Genomic DNA, 20,397 nt, shown 5'->3' with positions numbered 1-20,397 from the left:
GGGCCAACATAATGTCTTCAATAAAAGAGCAATCCAGCGACGATCTAAATCTCAAAAAAATACGGCCCGTGGCTGGTGAGAAGCGTAAATTCGCGACAGGTGAAGCATTATTCCTTTCCCCGCTTCCGATACCAACGGGCGACGTCCCCATGGATTTGGGCGGAAGCTTTGTAGAGGTGAATGACACATTCCTCGACGTAGGCAGTAGTAATTTCGGCAAGGCTTTCCAAGCGAGAGCAATGATTGGACTCGGGATGATGTTTGTTTTTTCATGCCTGATTATTCTGCCTTTGCTTGCAGGATCTACTACCTGGGGAAACGCATTTTCCGAGTCCTTTTGGCACAGAACAGCAGGCATGTTCCATTTCGGTGTGACCTTTAGTATTTGGGGAGGAGGAATAGCTGCGCTCCTGGGTACTTACGTTGTCTTGAGCACTACCAGAGCGAAGTCGCGCACCCGTCCAATTAGATTCAACCGCCAAAGTCGTGAAGTCTGTTTCTTTCCCGAAGGTTCTGACCTCCCCGTCATTCAACCATGGGAAGAGACAGTCTCTTGGCTTTCAATCAGTACAGGTGTTACTGGAGTAGGCGTAACAAGCGCCTGTACATTTGGAATGGCGTTCGACGATTCCAAAGCTGACGTAGTGCATTTTGTGAGACAGGGCGTGATGACTCCTGCTCATGCCTTGGGTAAGTGGGAAGCCATACGGATCTATATGGAAAAAGGTCCAGAGTTCTGCCCTGGCAAAGCACCCTACGAGGGTCGCCACACCTTCGATAAGGCACGACAAGACATGCACGAGGAATACCAGCACAACGAACGCTCCGCTTTAGGAGTTGGTTGGTGGTACCTGACACATCTGATCACTTGGTGGCGTTTTCCGTACTGGGTGGCGGAATGGGACCATCGTTTCAGCATGAAATCTCTGCCTGATTCCATTGCTGAGTGGTCAAAATCCATACCGACTGAGCAATGGGCCAAACCGAGCAATGCATTGAAAGAGCAAAGCGCCGAGATCGAAAAGGCTTTTGCTCAGGGACAAGATTTCATGACGTACTTCAAGGCAAACCTAAACGAGAGCAAGGCGTAGGAATTAACAAATAGCTGAGCTATATAGTTGCCAAAAATCAGGTGACCCCATAACCGTTACATCAAGTCTGAGCTTCTACAAAACTGGAAGACGCGATCATCGTCGCCATCAACAACAAAATGCACAACTGCCAGGATCCGGGCAACTCGCACTTCACCCACCTGGAAGAAGTGCAGTTCACCTACCGCAAAATCACCTGGACCCACGAAGTATCCGGTACTTCGGGTTCCGATGACTGGCGTTCCCCAGTCGTTTAATCGCGGCTGATCGTTACCCGCATCGGCCAGCTCTGCTGGTCGATGTCGTTTACGCCCTTTCAGAATTTTGCGTCTGCTGATTCCTTATTCAGGTCTTGGCAAACGCCGCTGCACAGCACGAGGAACAAGGGATGTTCGCGCCGGCCAATGAAACCCACTTTGCCCTGACCATCGAAGGTGTTTCCGCTGATTTTCAGGTGTTTACCCTGCAAGGTCGGGAAGCCATCAGCCAGCCTTTTGTGTTCGAGGTGGAGCTGGTCAGTGAGCAGCCGTCGCTGGACCTCGAAACGCTGCTGCACAAACCGGCCTTCCTGCAACTGTCGCCCGACGGCAGCGGCATCCACGGCCAGATCTACCGCGCCGCGCAAGGCGATTCCGGCAAGCGTCTGACCCGTTATTCGATGACCTTGCGCCCGCAACTGGCGTACCTGGCACACCGCATCAACCAGCGCATTTTCCAAAACCTCACGGTGCCGAAAATCATCGGCATGGTGCTGGAAGATCACGGCATTCAAGGCAATGCCTACGCCTTCAAGGTCGGGGCGGTATATCCCGAGCGCATCTACTGCGTTCAGTACGACGAGTCAGACCTGCAGTTCATCCAGCGCCTGTGCGAGGAAGAAGGGATTCACTATCACTTCGAGCACACCACCACTGGCCACACACTGGTGTTCGGCGATGACCAGACGGTGTTCCCGAAACTTGCGCCCGTGGCCTATCAGCAAGACTCCGGCATGGTCGCCAACGATCCGGTGGTCAAGCGCTTTGACCTGCGCCTGGAAACCCGTACCAGCCGCACGACGCGTCGCGATTACGACTTCGAAAAACCGCGCATCACCCTCGAAAGCGAAAAGCGCGGCGATGCCGTGCCGGATCTCGAAGACTACGATTACCCCAGCAGGTTTGTGGACCGCGAGCGCGGCAAGCATCTGGCAAAACGCGCCCTTGAGCGTCACCGCAGCGATTTCCAGCTCGCCGAAGGCAGAAGTGATCAGCCGATACTGGTCAGCGGCCATTTTCTCGCCCTGACCCAACACCCGAAAGCCAAGTGGAACGATCTGTGGCTGCTGACTGAAGTGCTGCACGAAGGCAAACAGCCGCAAGTGCTGGAAGAGTCGGTGACCAGTGACACCACGGCGCTCAAGGACGACTTCCATCAGGGTTACCGCAACCGCTTCCAGGCGACGCCGTGGGACGTGCCCCACCGCCCGCCCCTGACCCAGAAAAAACCGCGCATCCTTGGCAGCCAGAGCGCCGTCGTCACCGGCCCCAAAGGCGAAGAAATCCACTGCGACCAATACAGTCGCGTCAAAGTCCAGTTCCACTGGGACCGCGAAGGCCAGGCCGACGACAAGACCAGTTGCTGGCTGCGCGTCTCCAGCGCCTGGGCCGGCGCCCAATACGGCGGCATCGCCATCCCGCGCATCGGCATGGAAGTACTGGTCACCTTCCTCGAAGGCGACCCCGATCAACCGCTGATCAGCGGCTGCCTGTACCACAAGGAAAACACCGTCCCGTACGCGCTACCGGCCAACAAGACACGCAGCACCTTCAAAACCCTGAGCTCCCCGGGTGGCGCTGGTTTTAACGAACTGCGCATCGAGGACAAAAAAGGCCAGGAACAAATCTTCCTGCACGCTCAACGTGACTGGGACGAAAACGTCGAGCACGACCAGAAAATCCGCGTTGGCAACGAACGGCACGACACCGTTGAAAAGAACAGCTACAGCGAGTTCAAGGCTGAAGAACATCACACCGTTTATGCCGATCGCAAGGTTGAAGCCAAGGCCAGCGATCATCTGACGGTGGCGGTTAATCAGCACATCAAGGTGGGAACAGGGCAGTTCATTGATGCGGGGCAGGAAATCCACCTGAGCAGCGGCATGAAAGTCGTGCTTGAGGCGGGGGCGGAACTGACGCTCATTGGTGGCGGTAGTTTTATCAAGATCGACGCCGGCGGCGTGACCATGAGCGGGCCGGTGATCAATATGAACTCGGGTGGTGGACCGGGTAGCGGCACGGGGGCGGCGCCATTGTTGCCGGGGCCGTTGAAGCAGGCGGATGCGGATAAGGCTGGGCAGTTGCTGGTGCCGGCGCAGCGGCAGGCGTTGATGCAGAAGAAGCCGATTTGCGCGATCTGCGAGAAGGCCAAACTGGAGGCAAAGAATGCTTAAGTCGGAGTACTCCCTCAAAAAAGAAGCGGACGCTTCAGACAAATTAGCTTTATTTAATTCCTTCTTTTCTATGGCAGGAGGCACCTTCGCCGCCGTCCAAGGCATCGCTATCACTAGTTTCTCTGTTGCAATAGAAAACTACTCCAGTGCTGCTGGAAAAATAAAACTGGCAGCTAGACTGGGTAGAATCACAGGTGCTTTAAGCCCCTTTGCATATGTTTTTAGCACTATCGCAGCTGGCACTGGTATTTACGGCGAAAAAGGCTCTGCGGCAAGATGGACTGAAGCTCTTCGCTCAGGTGATGGAGCCAAGCTGGCCGGTGCCAGTATGACTCTGGCTGGCGACTCGGGACAACTGATCGTCAATGGCTGGGCATTTGCTCGCAGTGGCAAGCACCTTATGGATGTCGTAACCACTACTAATCAGGCGCGTTCCTTAGCATGGGTAACAGCTGGAGGAAGGCTGCTTAGCGTTGCTGCTCGAGCAAACCTAATTGGACTCGTGTTGACTGGCTTACAGCTTGGTGGAGAGTGGATATATAACCGAAACAATAAAAGCGAACTGGACAAGTGGCTACTAAAAGGTCCTTGGGGTAAAAATAACGCCAACCGCAGCATGATTGAGGAACGTCTTTTACTAGCCGATATCAGTTCCGCGCCGCAAATAGCGCTACAACAAGTAAACAACAAACCTATGATTATATTACAGTTACCAGGATTGACTATTCGAGAATTGGATGAGGTGGGCTTGGGATTAAGTGCCTACTGGCTTACTAACCACCAACGCAATGACTGGGAGCCGTGGAGTGAGCCGATGCTCTATCAACTCAATCTGTTGAGTGCTCTGGATGCACCACTCAAACTTGGCTTTGAGATTTTTCACAATGAAACCAATGCGCAACATGGCATGGGTATTGCTCTGCGCTACCACCCTGTGGCAGGCGAAGAGACATTTCGAGAAAAGCGCTTCGAGTCTGTTACGCTTAACGCCCAAAGTGGCAAGCCGTTTTCACCAGTTTCAGTACTACGAACTCGAGCATCCGATGCTCCATGGTTAGTAATCAACAGTGAAGCCTTGAGTTCTCCAAACCTGACAGGTTGAAAGCATGTATTCGAACCTTAAGAAAAACGATGAGTTTGATTTCAAACAAAACCGACCTTTTGCGGGAGAACGCCGGCGCTTCGCTACAGGTGAAGCCATATTTTTTCTCACCGAAACCAATTCCGACGGGGCAAACGCCCATGGATTTGGGAGGAAGCTTCATTGAAGTAAACGATACGTTTCTTGATGTAGGCGGCAGTAATGTGAACAAGGCATTCCAAGCGAGAGTGATGATCGCAAGTGTAATGCTCATACTCATTTCATGTTTATTAATTGTTCCAACACTTGCAGGTCTCGCTGGAATCAATAATCCCTTTGGTCGGAGTTTCTGGTGGTACTTTAGCGATTTTTTTGAGTTTGGCTTGCTACTATCTTTCTGGTGCGCTGGAGGAGTGGCGATCCTCGGTAGCTATGTAGTAATCAGCAGTACCCTCAAAAAATCAAGGGCTCGTCCAATTCGCTTTAATCGCCAACGGCGTGAAGTCTGTTTTTTCCCTGACGGCTCTGATGAACCGATAATCCAACCTTGGGAAGATACTGTCGCCTGGCTTTCAATAAGTACGGGAGTTACGGGAGTTACGGGAGTAGGTGTAATGAGAAATTATACCTTTGGCATGGCCATCGATAACCCCGAGGCTGATACGGTACACTTTCTGAATCAAGAGGTAATGACACCTATTCATGGCTTAGGAAAATGGGAAGCCATCCGCATCTACATGGAAAAGGGCACTCAATTCTGCCCCGGCAAGGCCCCTTTTGAGGGCAGTCATAGTTTCAATAAAGAACGCGATGACATGCGAGAGGAATACCGACACAAGGAGCGCTCTGCACTAGGTGTGGCATGGTGGTATTTGACTCATTTAATTACGTGGTGGCGTCTTCCGTACTGGATAGCGGAATGGGATCACCGCTACAGCATGAAAGGATTTCCCGAGTCAGTTGAAAGGTGGTCTGAAGAGCTTCCACCCGAACAGTGGGCACAACCGAGCGCAGCGTTGAAAGAACAGTCAGCAAAAATCGAAAAAGCTTTTGCTCGTGGTCAAGATTTCATGAGTTACTTTGAAATAGATCTAGAGCGCTCATCGACGGAACAGGAAGCACAGCATAATTAACGAGGCGTAGGAGCCAAGAGAGCAAGGTGACAGGGTGACAGGGTGACAGGGTGACAGGGTGATAGGGTGATAGATGTATTTTTTAGAAAATAAATCTGTCACCTTTGCTTTGCTGTAGTTGCCTAAACTGCCTACATTTTTCGGTTGAATTGCATGCCATCCAAACCTGAACAGCAAGTCGAACTTGACCTTAAAAATCACCGCCCCACGGCGGGTGAAACTCGTCGTTTTGCCACAGGTGAAGCATTATTTTTCTCACCGCTGCCAGTTCCGACCGGGCAAATCCCAATGGATCTCGGCGGAAGTTTTGTTGAAGTCAACGACACCTATCTGGACTTGGGTAGTAGCAATCTCACCAAGTCTTTCCAAGCACGATTAGCTGTGTCACTCCCAACAGTCGTAGTTATCGTTTGTCTATTTTTTCTCCCAACATTGATGGGCTTCGCAGCATTCATAAACCCATTCGGCAGAAGCTTCTGGTTTTACTTCAACGATTTTTTTGAGTTCGGAATATCACTAGCGCTCTGGTGTGGAGGGGGAGCAGCGCTGATTGGACTGTACGCGATTATCAGCACCACAAGGAACAAAGCCCGCGCTAGACCCATCCGATTTAACCGTCAACGCCGAGAGGTCTGTTACTTCCCGAGTGGCTCCGACGAAGCCGTGATCCAGCCTTGGGAAGACACGGTTGCGTGGATATCAGTCAGTACCGGATTCACTGGAGTAGGCGTAATCAGTAGCTACACCTTTGGCATGGCAATAGATAATCCCAAGGCCGATACGGTGCACTTTCTCACACAAGAGGTCATGACTCCTGTTCATGGACTAGGCAAATGGGAAGCCATACGTGCCTACATGGAAAAAGGACCGGAGTTCTGCCCTGCTAAAGCACCCTACGAGGGTCGCCATACTTTCGATAAAGAACGAAAAGACATGCACGAGGAATACCAGCACAACGAACGTTCCGCATTAGGAGTTGGTTGGTGGTACCTGACACACCTGATCACTTGGTGGCGTTTTCCGTATTGGGTAGCAGAATGGGACCATCGTTTCAGCATGAAATCTCTACCTGAATCCATTGCTGAGTGGTCCAAACCTCTTCCGCCTGAACAATGGGGCAAGCCAAGCCCAGCGCTTAAAGAGCAAAGCGCGAAAATCGAAAAAGCCTTTGCTCAAGGGCAGGATTTTATGACGTACTTCAAGGCAAACCTAAACGAAAGCAAGGCAGAATAATAAAAAACAGCTGAGCTATATAGTTGCCAGAAATCAGATAGTCCGATAACCGCCGGGTCAAATCTAAACTTTTACAAAAATTAAAAACAAAGGGGATGATTTATTTTCAAAAGAAAATAATCCCGCCCCCTTTTCGAGCATCTAAACTACGACGTTGGTTACGCAAAATAGCAAGCTACTTTCGGCTGTCTCTGTATTAAAGTCGCGCAAAACCGATGCACCATGGCTATTGGTCAACAGCGACTTCCTGTAGGTGCCCGCCTCACCACTTTTCGGTTGAATTACATGTCATCCAAATCAACAAATAACGACGACCTTCATCTCAAGCAACAGCGCCCCGTCGCTGGTGAATCTCGACGTTTTACTACTGGCGAAGCAGTGTTTTTCTCGCCACTACCCGTCCCTACCGGCCAGATCCCAATGGATTTGGGGGTGGGCAGTTGCACGACCAGGGCAATATATGTTTGAGGCGGCTTCAAATGTTAGCCAGACAAGAGCTGTCGCTTGGGTCAAAGCTGGTGGCAAACTTCTGAGCGTTGCTGCGAGAGCCAACTTAATAGGGTTAGGCTTGGTTTTTATTTGCAAGAACGCAAGCTGGTTCCGCCGCCTGACTTGGAGGATTCAGCACAAGTCGCATGACTGTCAACACTGAGGAGCGCGATTGGGGAAGAATCCCCACTGTCCGGCACTGACTCGCCTCTAATTCTGTAGGTACCTGTGAACGACCGCATTTGGCCGTTTTCTGCCCCTCGCGACAGTCAGAAAACGGCCAATAACGGCCAGTCGTTCCAATCGCCCTTGGTTGCCATCTCGCCCCGCTCGAACCCGCCAGGCATACAACCCCAGGGTTGCAACCGCATGCCTTGCTGAAATAAAGGTGACACTTGCATTGAGTGTCACCTTCATACGTTAGCGAGGCCGGGGCCTCAGCTCCTGTTTAGACGGCCTTTTTCTCGGCGTTGAAGCCGTCGAAATTATCGAACACGCCCATAAAGCCGGGAATGCTCGCTTCACGCGCCCAGTCGCGCTGCAGTTCGCAGTACATCTGTACGCGGCTGATCAGTTTTGCACCCGCCTGCTCCATGCGGCGCAAAGCTGCTTCGTGCGCGGCAACGGAGGTTCCACCGACCGCATCCACCGGGATATAGACCTCAAAACCTTCTGCGATCGCGTCGAGTACCGGGAAGGCCAGACAGGCTTCGGTCCACAGCGCGGTCATGATCAGTTTGCGGCGCCCGCAGGCTTTGACCGCCTGCTTGAATTCGCTGTCCTCCCAGCTATTGATCGAGGTGCGGTCGTAGGTAGGCAAGTGGCCAAGCACGTCTTGCAGTTGCTGAATAGGCGGCTTGTTGCGACCGGTGCCGACGTTGACGGTCGAGTGGATGATCGGGAGATTGAAATTAACCGCCGCCTTGGCGACGCTTGTAATGTTGAACACCAGTTCTTCGCGCGGCATCGAACGGATCGAGGACACCTGGATCGGCTGGTAGTCGATGATGATAAACGCCGAGTTCTCGGGCGTCAGGAGTTGGTCGGTGTGGGGATTACGGATCGTTTCGCTCGTCATGGCAGGTCCTCGTTATGGATGGGAGCCGCGCGTGCAGTTGGGCTGAATATCGCACGCGCTCAGGCGACGATCACGAACCTGACACTGCTGCAAACAAGCCAAGCGTCAGCCGCGTCGTGGCCTGTGAGCGGCATATTGCTGTTCCCTCAAGCGCACCGGTAGTAGCATTGCTCGACTAGCTGTGTCGCGAAAAGGGGAACGCCGAGTTGGATATCGAAGAGCTACAGACATTTGTCGAGGTTGCCGATGCCGGGGGCGTTTCGCCTGCTGCGCTTCGGCTTGGAGTATCCAAGTCGATCGTCAGTCGCAGGCTGGCGCGCCTCGAAACAGAGCTTGGCGTGCAGCTGCTGACCCGGTCCACCCGTGGCGCAGCGCTGACAGAAGCCGGTGCCACGTTCCGCGAACACGCCGCCAAGGCGTGTGCCGAGATTGAATTGGCACGGGAAGCCATTCTGCCCGCGGGGCCCCTGCGTGGTCGTCTGCGGGTTGCCGCACCGCTGTCTTTCGGACCGACGCATTTCGCCCCGGTGGTGGCAGAGATGGCGCGCCGACACCCACAGCTGAATATTCAGACCTGCTATAGCGATCGCTTCGTAGATCTCATTGCCGAGGGATACGACTGTGGCATACGGGTTGGCTACCTTCCTGACTCCAACCTTGTCGGCAGACGTGTGGGCCCGATCGGCGTCCAACTGGTCGCGAGCCCAGGCTACATCAAGGCTTATGGCTCACCGCAACGGCCGGAGGAACTGGCCTCCCATCAAGCTCTGATGCAGAGCACTGAGGCCTGGCAGTTTATGGACGGCAGCAAGATTGTTTCGGTTCGCCCGCAAGGGCGGTTCAAAGCCGACAACGGCGTCGCGCTTGCCGCCGCTGCCGTAGCAGGGCTGGGGGTCGCTTACCTGCCCAATTGCCTCACCCATGACAGCCTCGCCTCGCAGGCACTGGTGCCAATCATGACGAATTATCCACCGCCTCCTGCGGGAGCGTACCTGGTCCGCCCTCCAGGTCAGCATCCCGCGCGGAAGATCCGTGTCCTCACCGAACTCCTGATCGAGTACTTCGGAAAGTCTCCACACTTTGCAGGGGCCGGCTCTACCCTGCCCTCCGAGTCTGCTCCATAACAGTTTCTGGCCGATTGTTGCGCTATTGCGGTGGTATTGGCGGGATCGGTCGTCAATGGCGTCGCCGGCGGAGTTGTCGCGGACTCGCTGGATGAGGAACTGGAGGAATTTCCGCATTGGGACATTTTCTGACTGAACCACAACTGACAGACGTCAGAGCCGCACTGTCCGAACTATTCAACTATTTTCCGACCGATTACGCCTACATCGCGCGCCAGGTCAAAGGCGTCGATCCTGACGTACTCTACGAAATCTTTTATTCAGAAGTGGGGCCCGTTTGCTTTTCCAATCTTGCAGCAGTCTTGCCCACTGTCTGGACAGGCTTTGACTCCGACTGGCTCAGAGCGACGATCGAGGAAAGGCTGGTGGCGCGGAACCGTAATTGATTACGCAGGCAGTTTGATAAGGTGCTGGTCCGATGGCTGCAATACGAATACGACTGCATGTGGAAGGTAATTGCTCGCAGGCTTTGAACCCCAGCGTTCAATGGACTTTTACTCGCGGAACATCATGGAAAACCGGTGACCGTTACTGGCTGTTTTCTGCTCCTGTTGTAGGCAGCGTTCGGCCGATTGCAGTCCATGGTGACAGGCAGCTATCGGCCAATACCTGCCTGTCACGACAGACCGTTATCGACCTGATGCAGCCCTTCTTTTTCATTGCGTCTGTAACTGTCGGCAGCCGACTGTCGGCTCTCGACAGGCCCGACGCATCGGGCTTGCACTGGATTACTTGCGGTGCAATTGCTGCTGGGAATGTTTCACTCGAAAGGTCAGGTCAGGACTTAGAATGCGGCTGAGCGATTCTTTCCCTGCGTACACGGATTAAAAATCTGGCGAATACTTTCGCTGGTTCCTATATAGGTTTTGGTACCTGGTACCGCCACAGCCGAGTAATTCTCGCGATCGGTGACCTGAATAAAACTTCCTTGCGCAGCCGTGAAGCTCTCAGTGTTTGGCGGCACTAGCACGCTCAGGAATTGGGCTTTCTTGTCGAGGGCCAAGGCACCTCCCACGGTAATTGGCGCCAGCATGGCGGCCCAACGTTCACTGAATAGGTAGAAGGTATCGGCTGCGGCTCTGCCACTTTGCAGGTGGGCACACTGCACATCGCTGGCGTTGATGACTTCAGCTTGCTGGTAGATGCCGCCCTTATAGAAGGCCAGCACTAGCTTGCTCTTGGTCAGCACACCCAAGCCTTGCTTGGGTCTGCACACTTGCAAATCACCATAGGGAGATAAACACCAGTTGGTTTCGGTAATAGTGACGATTTCGTCTGCGCTGAGCTTCAGATCGCGTTCAATATTGGCGCGGGCTTCCGGGGTTTTGTAAGGGATGGCGCATGCGCTCAATAGAGCTGCGAGGGTGAGAGCGAGTAGCGGGGTTCTCATCAAGCGTCCTTTGCTGCTGGAAGGTGCATGTAAATGACGAATATTTTTTGCAAATCTCTTCCTTCAAGACTCTACGAGTCAAGCAATCGCGAGAGCAGGAGAAAATAGCCGTCGTTGGGATTGGGTTCTGAGACAAGAATATCAAAGCGGACGATGTGATCGACAAACTCTAGCCGCTGATGACGGCTGAGCAGATCCTCCACCGGTCTACGCACCGGGAAAATTATACAGATCGCGCTGAGTTTGAAGAGCGGTTGGAGAATCTGCTAAAACTCGTCGTGTGAATTTCTCGACAGCTAGCGCGCGCCTGAGATCCATTTGGGGCAGACGCCGCGTCGTGCGCTGACGTCCAAAAAGCAGCAATCGTGAGAGTCCGCCTTTGGCCGATTTCAGTCGGTCATGGCAGTCAACAATCGGCCAATCACAGACGTTGGATCAGATGCCCCCCGTCAAACCTCTTTCCGCGCCGTGAAAAAAGCCATCACCCCGGCGAGCACGAGCAAAAGCGCACTCGCCAGAAATGTCATGCGATAACCGCTCCCGTCGAACAGCAGCCCGCCGAGGGTTGAGCCCAGTGCAATCGATAGCTGAATGACTGCCACCATCAGGCCGCCGCCGGCTTCAGCATCCTTGGGTAACGCCTTGGCCAGCCACGACCACCATCCCACCGGTGCTGCCGTCGCAATCAGGCCCCACAGCCCCAGCAATACAAAAGCTGCCACGACGCCGCTACCGAAGACAATCAAGGAAATTGCGATGGCGGCCATCAACAGTGGAATGCAGATCAGTACCCGATACATGCCGGTTTTCAAAAAACTGCTGATCAGGACGGTGCCGACAAAACCCGTCACACCGATGACCAGCAGGATCATCGACAACAGGGAGACACCCACACCCGTGACGGTCTCCAGGAATGGGCGCAGATAGGTGAACAGTACAAACTGGCCCATGAAAAAAATGCCCACGCTAAGCATGCCGAAACTGATCAAAGGTCTCTTGAACAGTCGAAAGACATTGCCTGCGTCCGCCTTGCGCGGTGCCGCCGCCATGGCTGGCAGACTGATCCATTGCCAGATCAACGCGATGATCGCTACCGGAATCAGGCAGGAAAAAGCACCTCGCCAGCCGATGACACTGCCCAGATAGCTTCCCAGCGGAGCGGCCACCACCGTTGCCAACGCATTGCCGCCGTTGAAGATGGCCAAAGCCTTGGGCACGCTACGGGACGGCACCAGGCGCATGGCCATTGCTGCCGACATCGACCAGAAACCGCCGATCACCACGCCGATCAGCGCACGACCGATCATGTACACCGTATAGTTCGGCGCCAGCCCGACTACCAGCCCCGACACGCACATCATCCCGGTCAGTATCAGCAACAGCGTCTTGCGGTCCAGTGCGCCGGTGAGCCGGGAGATCGACAGGCTGGTCAGCACCGCGAAGGCGCCGGAGATGGCGATTCCATACCCGGCCAACCCTTCACTGATCTGCAGATCCGAGGCAATCGGTGTGAGCAAACTGACCGGCATGAATTCCGAGGCGATCAGCGCGAATACGCAGAGTGTTATCGCAAAGATGCCACTCCAGTAAGCCGGTGCCTCTGCAGTGCCTGCCGAACCGAGTGCATCATCTACCGGTGTGTCGAATACTTGGCCCGTCATTCAAGTGTCTCGCTCATCTTCAGTACTCCGTTTCACATAGATGACAGAGCTTGACGGATTCTGGATATCTTGATTAGTAGGCGTAATCTTCACGTAGTTTTGAGAAAAGCTCAGCAATGGCCAATACCAAAGTCAACGACCTTCAAGCCTTTCTGGCGGTGGCGCGCGATGAGAGCTTTACCAAAGCCGCTGCCAGACTGGGCGTAACGCCTTCGGCGCTGAGCCATACGATTCGGGCACTTGAACAACGGTTGGGAATACGTCTGCTGGCCCGAACGACACGCAATGTGTCGCCCACAGAGGCCGGAGAACGGTTGATGCGTTCGATCGCTCCACTGTTTGACCAGATAGCTGTCGAGCTCGAAGCGTTGAGCGAATTACGGGACAAGCCCAGTGGCACGATTCGTATTTCCTGCACTGACGATCAAATCGAGTTGTGCATCCGGCCGATGCTTGCAGGCTTCTTGAAGCAGTACCCGGATATCACGCTGGAGTTCTACGTCGACTATGGATTCACCAATGTCGTCGAGGAACGCTTCGATGCCGGCATTCGCATGGGCGAATCGATCAGCAAAGACATGATCGCCGTTCGCATAGGGCCGGATTGGCGCTTGGCCGTGGTGGGTTCTCCAGCCTACTTCGAACACCATCCGGTACCCACGACGCCCCATGAGTTGACCGACCATGATTGCGTCAATATCCGGCACAGGCCATCAGGCGTGATCTACGCGTGGGAGTTTGAACATGATGGTAAGGCGTTCACGGTCAAGCCAGATGGGCAACTGGTTTTCAACAGCATCATGCATGTGCTCAATGCCGCCGTTGACGGCATTGGTCTGGCGTATGTGCCTGAGCAACTGGTCGCTCCGTATCTGGCCGACGGCCGTCTAAAAGAAGTCCTGGCCGACTGGTGTCCGGTGTTTCAGGGTTACCATTTGTATTACCCCAACAGACGCCAGGCTTCCCCTGCCTTTTCTGCGTTGGTCGAGGCGCTGAAATACCAAAGTTGAGCGGTGTGCATTCCCCCTCAGGCGTTGTTAATCGCGCCGTCCGGTTACTGCTTGGTACCCGGCAGCAGTTCAAAGTCGGTTGTAAACGGCGTCATGGCCGCCAGTAGCACTTTGAACGGTTTGGGATTGCCCTCGAAGGTAGCCTTGCCGTCCTTGACGAGCTGATCGAAGCTGGTCTTCCTCGCCATCACGCCTTCAAGCGCAGAGCGATCGAGGGTGATGGTCAGGTCGGCGTTTTTGGCTTGTTGCCCCTTGATGCTGGTCAGTGTCGAATTGCTCAATTCGACAACGAACTGTTCACCATTGTCCGGCGTCTTCAGATTCAGGATGAAGTGCTCACCCGCGACTTTGCTGCCATCCAGGCTGATGCCGAGGTACTCCAGCCAGAGCTCTGTGCTCATGCCGCGGACCATATCTGGCCCACCGGTTTTTGGCGGAACGCCTTTGGGTACGCCGTGGCGCAGTTCGTAGGCCGCAGCGAGGAAACTGTTGCGCACGCCGGCACTTTCCTTCTGATAGCCGACCTGCTCGTAGACGTCCGCCAGCGAGTCTTTTGCCTGGCTGTTTTGCGGCTCGGCATACACCAGTTTATTGAGAATCTCGTAGGCTTCGCGGTATTTGCCCTGGTCGAACAGGGATTTGCCTTTGGCTAGTATCTTGTCCGCGCCGCCCATCATTTCGACGTACAGCGGTGCCGAGTCTTTTGGTGAAAGCGGCATCAACGTCGCCGGGTTGGCATCCCAGTAGCCCAGGTAGCGGTTGATCACGGCACGGCTATTGTGCTCCTCCGAGCCGTGGTAGCTGTGAGTCGCCCAGTTGTTTTTCAGGCTTTCGGGCAGCTTGTAGACGTTATGAATCTCGTTGATGGTGACGCCCTGGTTAGCGGCGTGCAGCACCGCGTTGTTCAGGTTGGCGTAGGCATCGCGTTGCGCGCGCATGACGTCCTGAATCCGCTCATTGCCCCAACGTGGCCAGCTGTGGGAAGCAAGCATCACGTCGGCCTGTTGTCCGTAACGATACAAGGCGTTGTTGATGTTCTTCGACCAGACCAGCGGATCACGCACCAGGGCACCGCGCAGCGTGTATATGTTATGGATCGTGCCGGTGATGTTCTCGGCGGCCCAGAATGCCTTGAACTGCGGAAACCAGGTGTTCATTTCCGATGGCGCTTCGGTGCCCGGCGTGTTCTGGAACTCCATCACCACCCCGTCAATGGTCAGGGTCTCGAAATCTTTCTCGATATAGCGGTTGGGCTCAATCAGCCCCATGGCGCCAATCGAGGTGTTTTTCCCGATGGCCATATCGACATGGCCGTATGGGCTGTGCGGCAGCAACAAACCGTACTGCAAGAAGGCGCGTCGGGTCATGGCCGTACCGGCGTAGACGTTTTCAGCCACGGCATGCTCCATGAACCCTATCGGCGCGATCAGCGGAACCTTGCCGCTGCGCACGTCTGCTTCATCGACCACGCCGCGGATACCACCGAAATGGTCGGCATGGGAGTGAGAAATCACAACCGCTACGACCGGGCGCTTGCCGATTTTTTCATTGATAAAATCCAGCGCGGCCTTGGCGGTTTCCTTCGACAACAGGGTATCGAACACAATCCAGCCGGTATCGCCCTTGATGAAGGTGATGTTGGCCAGGTCAAAACCGCGCACTTGATAAATCTTTTCCGGAACGACCTCATACAGACCGAAGGCCGTGTTGAGTAACGCCTGGCGTTGCAGCGACGGATTGATACTGTCGTAGTCCTTACCTTCCAGCAGGAAATCATAGCTGCCCATGTTCCAGGCGACATTCCCGGCCTCGGCCATGATCTTGTTATAGGACGGTGCTGCAATGAAGCCTTTTTTCGCTTCTTCAAAGTCGCGCTTGTCCGCAAACGGCAGCGCCTGGCGCACACCCTTTTGCAGTTCGATCGTGTACGGCGAAGGCGCTTTGCCTTTGCTGTCGAAATGGGCAGTTGATGCTGAGGTTGGATCATTGCTCACGCCATTTGCACCGGCTGCAAAAATGGCCGGGCTGACGCTGCTGCCAAGCGTGATTGCAAGTGCCAGATGAAGGGTCTTGTTGTGCATGAAAGTGTTCCTGCGCCAGAAGGATCGCCAATGAGCGTCAATGCTGTCGAGTGCCCACAGCGCCTGTATGTGCGTCGACTGCTTGACCGGTACGGTCATGAATAGCATATTCATTTCATTACGAAAAATTCCGTTTTGATACCTTTCGATAACATAAAGGTTATGAGATGACACCACGTCGCTTACGTCAGTTTCTGGCATTGATTGAACATGCTCACTTCGGTCGAGCGGCGAAAGCATTGGGGGTTTCACAGCCGGCATTGAGCAAAAGCATCCAGTTACTGGAAAGTGAATTGGGGGTCACGCTGTTTGATCGACGCACTGAAGGCGTCGTGTTGACAGCGTTTGGCCAGTTACTGCGTGAAAAGAGCCAGCGCCTGTTGATGGCCGAGGAAGACCTGCGGCGAGACATCGCTTTGCTGGCGGGCGGCGATATTGGCGCACTCAGGGTTGCGTTGGGCCCCTACCCGAGTATCGCCAGCGGTTACACCAGCCTCGCGCGATTGCATGCCCGCCATCCTCAAATCAAGATCACTGCCCACGTCGCCGGTTGGCGAGAAGTTGCGCATCAGGTCGCCACGGGGACAGTGGATCTGGGGATCGCCGAAATCAGCACCTTGCAAGGCCGGGAAGAGTTCACCACTGAGCTGCTGGGTGAGCACGAGGGTCGACTGTTCTGCCGTCCTGGCCATCCACTGCTGTTACAGCATCGTTCACTGAAGCTGGCGCAGACGCTCGCTTACCCGTGGGTGGCCTCGCGTATTCCGCTGCGGCTGGCTACCCATCTGCTTCCGGCAACTTTGGGCCGTGCCGGCACTTACGATGCAATAACGGGTGATTTTGTACCGGCGATTGAATTGGACGTGCCAATGCAAATCGTCAAATTCGTAGAGCACAGTGATGCCCTTGCTTTGGGAAATTTGTCGACGTTTGACCGGGAAATCACGGAGGGAGAAATCGTAGCACTGTCCATCCGCGACCTCGCACTGCGTACCCGTTACGGCTTCATCTACCTCAAAGAGCGCTCACTGCCACCCGCGGTCGAGGCTTACATGAGTGAAGTGAGAGCCGTGGAAGCAGAAATCTGTGAACGGGAAAGCCTTCTTGCGCACATGAGGATGGAGTAATTCACTGGGAGTGCGGGCTCGCACCAAGCCTCCCACTTGCTTGCAGCGCCTTGGCTAGAGAGAGTTCGGCTTGACAACGAGCGGGCGATCTTGAGCGTCGAGGCCCGCAAGATCTACGATGGTTACCGTGAAGTGGGTGGCAATTTCATCGATACGGCCGATCAATACCGAGAAAAAAGGGAACGGATTTATTTTCCAGAAATAAATCCGTCCCCTATGGTCCCTTATGGTCTTTATGGTCCATCCCTGATCGCAATGCGCGTGAACGATGAAAGCTGATCTACAGGCCGCGAAAACATCCTAGTGTGTGGCTAATCCAGAATGAACAAATCCCCTTCCACATCCGAATCTCCGTGTTTACGACTCTGCGCCGCGGAGTCGTACAGGATCAGCAAAGCTTCCCCATGCTGCTCGCCCGATTCGAACAGACACATGGCTTCAGCGTGATCGTCGCCTTCTCCGAAAGGCACCTCCAGCACCTTCTCCAATTGCTCGGAAAAAACCACGCTTTCCTCCTCGGACGCAAAACCGCCGCGCCAGCGAAAGACCGTTACCGGGCCGTCCTGGTCCATGGTCGGACCCGCCAGCATCAGCAGGTCGTCACCGCTGACGCACAGGTCACGTATGCCCAGGCCATTCAGCGCGAAGAAGTGCTTGCGATAGCGGCGCCCGTCCGGGCCTATCTTCTTCAGCACCAGCGTGTCAGTCGAGGCGTCGTCCAGCTCAGGTTCGATCTCCAGCAACAAAGCCCAGCCCCGCAGGACAGGCCCACGCAGCCCCAGCAGAAGACGCGAGCCGATCACCGCCAACCCTTCTATATCGAAGCCGTTGTCTTTACCCGGGATACTCAGGAAGTCGCGTAGCTGAGGATCTTGCGCAATTTCCGCGGTCAGGTCGTTACCGAGTTCGTTGCCCCGCAGCTGCGCTGCCGTACGTCCATCGGCGTCCACTTTTCGGGCGAGTACATAGCTGTCGTTCTGCTGCACCACAGGGATGCGGGCCAGCAGAAAGCGATTGCCGTCCGCCTCTACCGTCGACAGGCGCTTGATATTCTTCTTTGCAGAAGCGCCTGCCTCAGCCTTCTTGCGCTTCAGGCTATGGGAGCCAACCACCCAGAGGTAGCCACTTTCCTGGACATAGGCCAACCCCTCGATATCGATTTCGGCGTCGTGCTGCGGCAGGGGCAGAGCCAGATAATCCAGGAGCGAAAACGATTGGTGCTCATCACACCTGACGACCTCGCCGGGCGCAGCACCGTGGATTTTCAGGCGTTCCAGGCTCGTGGTTTCGTCGTTGGCCACCCAGAGCGTGTCGCCGATCTGCTGAGCGACCGATAGGCCATCGCGCAACGACGCAAACGCCGGATCAAAGCTCAACAGCGCAAAATTGCTTCGGTCGCTCATGAACGATCTCCTGTCTTATGGCGCGGCGCGCCGGTTATTCAGAATTGGATTTGGAGCCTGTTCTTTGTCCAGTGCATGCACTCGTCCAGGTCGAGTGGTCGATCGCTGATGCAACCTACCCCCAGCAATCAATCCTGATCCATCACCTCAACCACGCCCTTGTCCTCGCCCAGAAACCCGCCACTCTGATGCTGCCACAGCCGCGCATAAACACCGTTCTTCCCGAGCAATTCAGCATGGGTGCCCTGCTCGATGATGCGCCCGTCATCCATGACGATAAGCCGATCCATAGCCGCAATCGTCGACAGGCGATGGGCGATGGCGATCACGGTTTTGCCCTGCATCATTTCATCGAGGCTTTCCTGAATGGCCACTTCGACTTCCGAGTCCAGCGCGCTGGTCGCCTCATCGAGCAGCAGGATCGGCGCGTTCTTGAGCATCACCCGGGCAATCGCAACGCGTTGACGCTGGCCGCCGGACAGCTTGATGCCGCGCTCACCCACCAGAGTGTCGTAGCCGGTATGACCTTGTTTATCGCTCAACTGGCTGATAAATCCGTCGGCCTGGGCATTAGCCGCCGCCGTGCGGATTTGTGCGTCGGTCGCATCGGGGCGGCCGTAGGCGATGTTGTCGCGAATGGAACGGTGCAGCAGGGAGGTGTCCTGCGTGACCATACCGATGGAGCTGCGCAAACTGTCTTGCGTCACGTGCGCGATGTTCTGGCCGTCGATGCAAATTTTCCCGCTATCGATGTCGTAGAAACGCAGCAGCAGGTTGATCAGCGTGGATTTGCCGGCACCCGAGCGGCCCACCAGGCCAATTTTTTCGCCCGCGCGGATGTTCAGGCTCAGGCCATCGAGCACCTGGCGTTCGCCGTTGTAGTTGAAGCTCACATTTTCGAATGTGACCGCGCCGCCGGAGGTCACCAGCACGTTCGCGTCCGGCGCATCTTGCACTTTGGTGCCCAGCGTCAGCGTCGCCATGCCGTCCTGAACGGTGCCGATGCTTTCGAACAGCGAGGTCATTTGCCACATGATCCAGTGGGACATGCCGTTGATACGCAACGCCATGGCGGTGATTGCTGCCACGGCACCTGCGCCCACTTCCCCCTGATGCCATAACCACAGGGCATAGCCGCCTGCTGCCATGATCAACATCACCACCAATGCCTGGTTGACGATCTCGAACTGGCTGACCAGGCGCATCTGGCGAAAGCCGGTCTGCTTGAAATCTTCCATTGCCGCACGGGCAAAATGCGCTTCACGATTGGAGTGAGAGAACAGCTTCACCGTGGTGATGTTGGTATAAGCATCCGAGATGCGCCCAGTCATCATCGACCGCGCATTGGCCTGTTCCTGCCCGACTTTCCCCAGGCGCGGCACGAAGTACACCATGGCCAGCCCGAACAACACGATCCAGGCCACGAACGGCAGCATCAGTTTCAGTGCAAAACCGCCGGCCAAGGCGATGATCGCGATGAAATACACGCCGATGCCGGGCGCGATTTCGATCAGAGTGAACAGCACATCGCGCACGGCCAGCGCAGTCTGCATCACCTTGGTCGTGACCCGTCCGGAAAACTCGTCGGAAAAAAACGACAGGCTCTGCCGCAGCATCAGGCGATGGAAATCCCAGCGCAGCCGCAACGGCAAATTGATCGCCAATATCTGGTGCTGCACCATGGTGCGCAACGCCACCAGCCCGACACTGGCGACCATGACGATGCCCATGCCCCACAACACGCGGCTTTCCTGCGCCGCCGCATCACCGCCGGCCTGCCAGGTCGAGAGCAGGTCCACGACCTGGCCGAGGAAGGAAAACAGCCAGGCTTCGTAAATCGACACAGCGGCACTGAGCAGCGCAAACGCCAGGATATAACCGCGGGCGCCGCGGGTGCAGGCCCACAAAAACCGGGCCAGGCCGTTAGGTGGCGGTGGTATCTCGTCGGGAGGAAAAGGGTCGAGCCTTCGTTCAAACGCACGAAGCATGGTGGTCTCCAAAACGATCAAGTTGAGGGGATTCTGCCATTTAACGGCCGCTTTGAGGGTTTTGTGACGTCGGGATG

General features: G+C 55.2%; 15 protein-coding genes and 2 pseudogenes. 11 read left to right on the top strand and 6 right to left on the bottom strand.

Going from position 1 to position 20,397, the window contains the following annotated elements; translation table 11 throughout:
• Positions 1-11: 11 nt before the first annotated feature.
• The 6 genes and pseudogenes from ACYZTS_RS17110 to ACYZTS_RS17085 all read left to right on the top strand — a co-directional run bounded on the left by ACYZTS_RS17110 (position 12) and on the right by ACYZTS_RS17085 (position 6,969).
• Positions 12-1,091, top strand: coding sequence for a DUF6708 domain-containing protein (locus ACYZTS_RS17110; protein WP_461990691.1), 1,080 nt, complete (start codon positions 12-14; stop codon positions 1,089-1,091).
• 74 nt (positions 1,092-1,165) lie between these two features.
• Positions 1,166-1,348, top strand: a pseudogene (gene tssD / locus ACYZTS_RS17105) (type VI secretion system tube protein TssD); the annotation flags it as partial.
• A 131-nt stretch (positions 1,349-1,479) separates the two neighbouring features.
• Positions 1,480-3,522: a type VI secretion system Vgr family protein gene (locus tag ACYZTS_RS17100; protein ID WP_461990689.1), complete on the top strand. Its 2,043-nt coding sequence runs from the start codon at positions 1,480-1,482 to the stop codon at positions 3,520-3,522.
• A complete protein-coding gene (locus ACYZTS_RS17095; protein WP_461990687.1) occupies positions 3,515-4,624 on the top strand; it encodes a hypothetical protein in 1,110 nt (369 codons plus the stop codon). Before ACYZTS_RS17100 ends, ACYZTS_RS17095 begins: the two co-directional genes overlap by 8 nt.
• 29 nt (positions 4,625-4,653) lie before the next feature.
• Positions 4,654-5,736, top strand: a complete 1,083-nt coding sequence (locus ACYZTS_RS17090) for a DUF6708 domain-containing protein (RefSeq protein WP_461990685.1) — start codon at positions 4,654-4,656, stop codon at positions 5,734-5,736.
• Positions 5,737-5,889: 153 nt separating this feature from the next.
• The gene (locus ACYZTS_RS17085) at positions 5,890-6,969 is read left to right on the top strand and encodes a DUF6708 domain-containing protein (RefSeq protein ID WP_461990683.1); all 1,080 of its coding nucleotides are present in this window, start codon (positions 5,890-5,892) and stop codon (positions 6,967-6,969) included.
• 937 nt (positions 6,970-7,906) lie between these two features.
• Here the strand turns inward: ACYZTS_RS17085 and ACYZTS_RS17080 are convergent.
• The gene (locus ACYZTS_RS17080; RefSeq protein ID WP_461990681.1) at positions 7,907-8,536 is read right to left on the bottom strand and encodes a hydrolase; all 630 of its coding nucleotides are present in this window, start codon (positions 8,534-8,536) and stop codon (positions 7,907-7,909) included.
• A gap of 206 nt (positions 8,537-8,742) precedes the next feature.
• On the opposite strand from ACYZTS_RS17080, the gene ACYZTS_RS17075 reads away from it, so the two are divergent.
• Together ACYZTS_RS17075 and ACYZTS_RS17070 are read left to right on the top strand one after the other, a co-directional pair.
• Positions 8,743-9,660, top strand: a complete 918-nt coding sequence (locus tag ACYZTS_RS17075; protein WP_461990679.1) for a LysR family transcriptional regulator — start codon at positions 8,743-8,745, stop codon at positions 9,658-9,660.
• Between the two features lie 116 nt (positions 9,661-9,776).
• A pseudogene (locus ACYZTS_RS17070) lies at positions 9,777-10,133 on the top strand (DUF7079 family protein).
• Positions 10,134-10,444: 311 nt separating this feature from the next.
• Here the strand turns inward: ACYZTS_RS17070 and ACYZTS_RS17065 are convergent.
• Together ACYZTS_RS17065 and ACYZTS_RS17060 are read right to left on the bottom strand one after the other, a co-directional pair.
• Positions 10,445-11,050, bottom strand: a complete 606-nt coding sequence (locus ACYZTS_RS17065) for a hypothetical protein (RefSeq protein ID WP_461990678.1) — start codon at positions 11,048-11,050, stop codon at positions 10,445-10,447.
• A 449-nt stretch (positions 11,051-11,499) separates the two neighbouring features.
• Entirely contained in the window at positions 11,500-12,711 is a 1,212-nt protein-coding gene (locus ACYZTS_RS17060; protein WP_461990676.1) for an MFS transporter, read from the bottom strand.
• Positions 12,712-12,827: 116 nt separating this feature from the next.
• On the opposite strand from ACYZTS_RS17060, the gene ACYZTS_RS17055 reads away from it, so the two are divergent.
• Positions 12,828-13,721 carry a LysR family transcriptional regulator gene (locus ACYZTS_RS17055; protein ID WP_461990674.1) on the top strand — a complete coding sequence of 298 codons (894 nt, stop codon included), beginning with the start codon at positions 12,828-12,830 and terminating at the stop codon, positions 13,719-13,721.
• A 44-nt stretch (positions 13,722-13,765) separates the two neighbouring features.
• Here the strand turns inward: ACYZTS_RS17055 and ACYZTS_RS17050 are convergent, their stop codons facing one another.
• Positions 13,766-15,802 (bottom strand): alkyl/aryl-sulfatase, encoded by a 2,037-nt coding sequence (locus ACYZTS_RS17050; RefSeq protein ID WP_461990672.1) that lies wholly within the window; start codon positions 15,800-15,802, stop codon positions 13,766-13,768.
• 167 nt (positions 15,803-15,969) lie between these two features.
• On the opposite strand from ACYZTS_RS17050, the gene ACYZTS_RS17045 reads away from it, so the two are divergent.
• Positions 15,970-16,929 carry a LysR family transcriptional regulator gene (locus ACYZTS_RS17045; RefSeq protein WP_461990670.1) on the top strand — a complete coding sequence of 320 codons (960 nt, stop codon included), beginning with the start codon at positions 15,970-15,972 and terminating at the stop codon, positions 16,927-16,929.
• A gap of 90 nt (positions 16,930-17,019) precedes the next feature.
• Positions 17,020-17,208, top strand: a complete 189-nt coding sequence (locus ACYZTS_RS17040) for a hypothetical protein (protein ID WP_461990668.1) — start codon at positions 17,020-17,022, stop codon at positions 17,206-17,208.
• A 32-nt stretch (positions 17,209-17,240) separates the two neighbouring features.
• Here the strand turns inward: ACYZTS_RS17040 and ACYZTS_RS17035 are convergent, their stop codons facing one another.
• Together ACYZTS_RS17035 and ACYZTS_RS17030 are read right to left on the bottom strand one after the other, a co-directional pair.
• Complete coding sequence (locus ACYZTS_RS17035; RefSeq protein WP_461990666.1) at positions 17,241-18,332, bottom strand: DUF3616 domain-containing protein; 1,092 nt, start codon at positions 18,330-18,332, stop codon at positions 17,241-17,243.
• A 128-nt stretch (positions 18,333-18,460) separates the two neighbouring features.
• The gene (locus ACYZTS_RS17030) at positions 18,461-20,320 is read right to left on the bottom strand and encodes an ABC transporter ATP-binding protein (protein ID WP_461990664.1); all 1,860 of its coding nucleotides are present in this window, start codon (positions 20,318-20,320) and stop codon (positions 18,461-18,463) included.
• Positions 20,321-20,397 lie beyond the last annotated feature (77 nt).

Source organism: Pseudomonas sp. TMB3-21, assembly GCF_054898145.1.
The sequence above is the reverse complement of the archived record's forward strand: the minus strand, read 5'-3'. Positions and strand labels throughout refer to the sequence as shown.

What these genes read in the sequence shown, in the direction of transcription:
- ACYZTS_RS17080 (WP_461990681.1), bottom strand. Translation starts at nt 8,536, where the DNA reads ATGACGAGCGAAACGATCCGTAATCCCCACACCGACCAACTCCTGACG.
- ACYZTS_RS17055 (WP_461990674.1), top strand. Translation starts at nt 12,828, where the DNA reads ATGGCCAATACCAAAGTCAACGACCTTCAAGCCTTTCTGGCGGTGGCG.
- ACYZTS_RS17100 (WP_461990689.1), top strand. Translation starts at nt 1,480, where the DNA reads ATGTTCGCGCCGGCCAATGAAACCCACTTTGCCCTGACCATCGAAGGT.
- ACYZTS_RS17060 (WP_461990676.1), bottom strand. Translation starts at nt 12,711, where the DNA reads ATGACGGGCCAAGTATTCGACACACCGGTAGATGATGCACTCGGTTCG.
- ACYZTS_RS17110 (WP_461990691.1), top strand. Translation starts at nt 12, where the DNA reads ATGTCTTCAATAAAAGAGCAATCCAGCGACGATCTAAATCTCAAAAAA.
- ACYZTS_RS17065 (WP_461990678.1), bottom strand. Translation starts at nt 11,050, where the DNA reads ATGAGAACCCCGCTACTCGCTCTCACCCTCGCAGCTCTATTGAGCGCA.
- ACYZTS_RS17095 (WP_461990687.1), top strand. Translation starts at nt 3,515, where the DNA reads ATGCTTAAGTCGGAGTACTCCCTCAAAAAAGAAGCGGACGCTTCAGAC.
- ACYZTS_RS17030 (WP_461990664.1), bottom strand. Translation starts at nt 20,320, where the DNA reads ATGCTTCGTGCGTTTGAACGAAGGCTCGACCCTTTTCCTCCCGACGAG.
- ACYZTS_RS17035 (WP_461990666.1), bottom strand. Translation starts at nt 18,332, where the DNA reads ATGAGCGACCGAAGCAATTTTGCGCTGTTGAGCTTTGATCCGGCGTTT.
- ACYZTS_RS17045 (WP_461990670.1), top strand. Translation starts at nt 15,970, where the DNA reads ATGACACCACGTCGCTTACGTCAGTTTCTGGCATTGATTGAACATGCT.
- ACYZTS_RS17085 (WP_461990683.1), top strand. Translation starts at nt 5,890, where the DNA reads ATGCCATCCAAACCTGAACAGCAAGTCGAACTTGACCTTAAAAATCAC.
- ACYZTS_RS17050 (WP_461990672.1), bottom strand. Translation starts at nt 15,802, where the DNA reads ATGCACAACAAGACCCTTCATCTGGCACTTGCAATCACGCTTGGCAGC.
- ACYZTS_RS17090 (WP_461990685.1), top strand. Translation starts at nt 4,654, where the DNA reads ATGAGTTTGATTTCAAACAAAACCGACCTTTTGCGGGAGAACGCCGGC.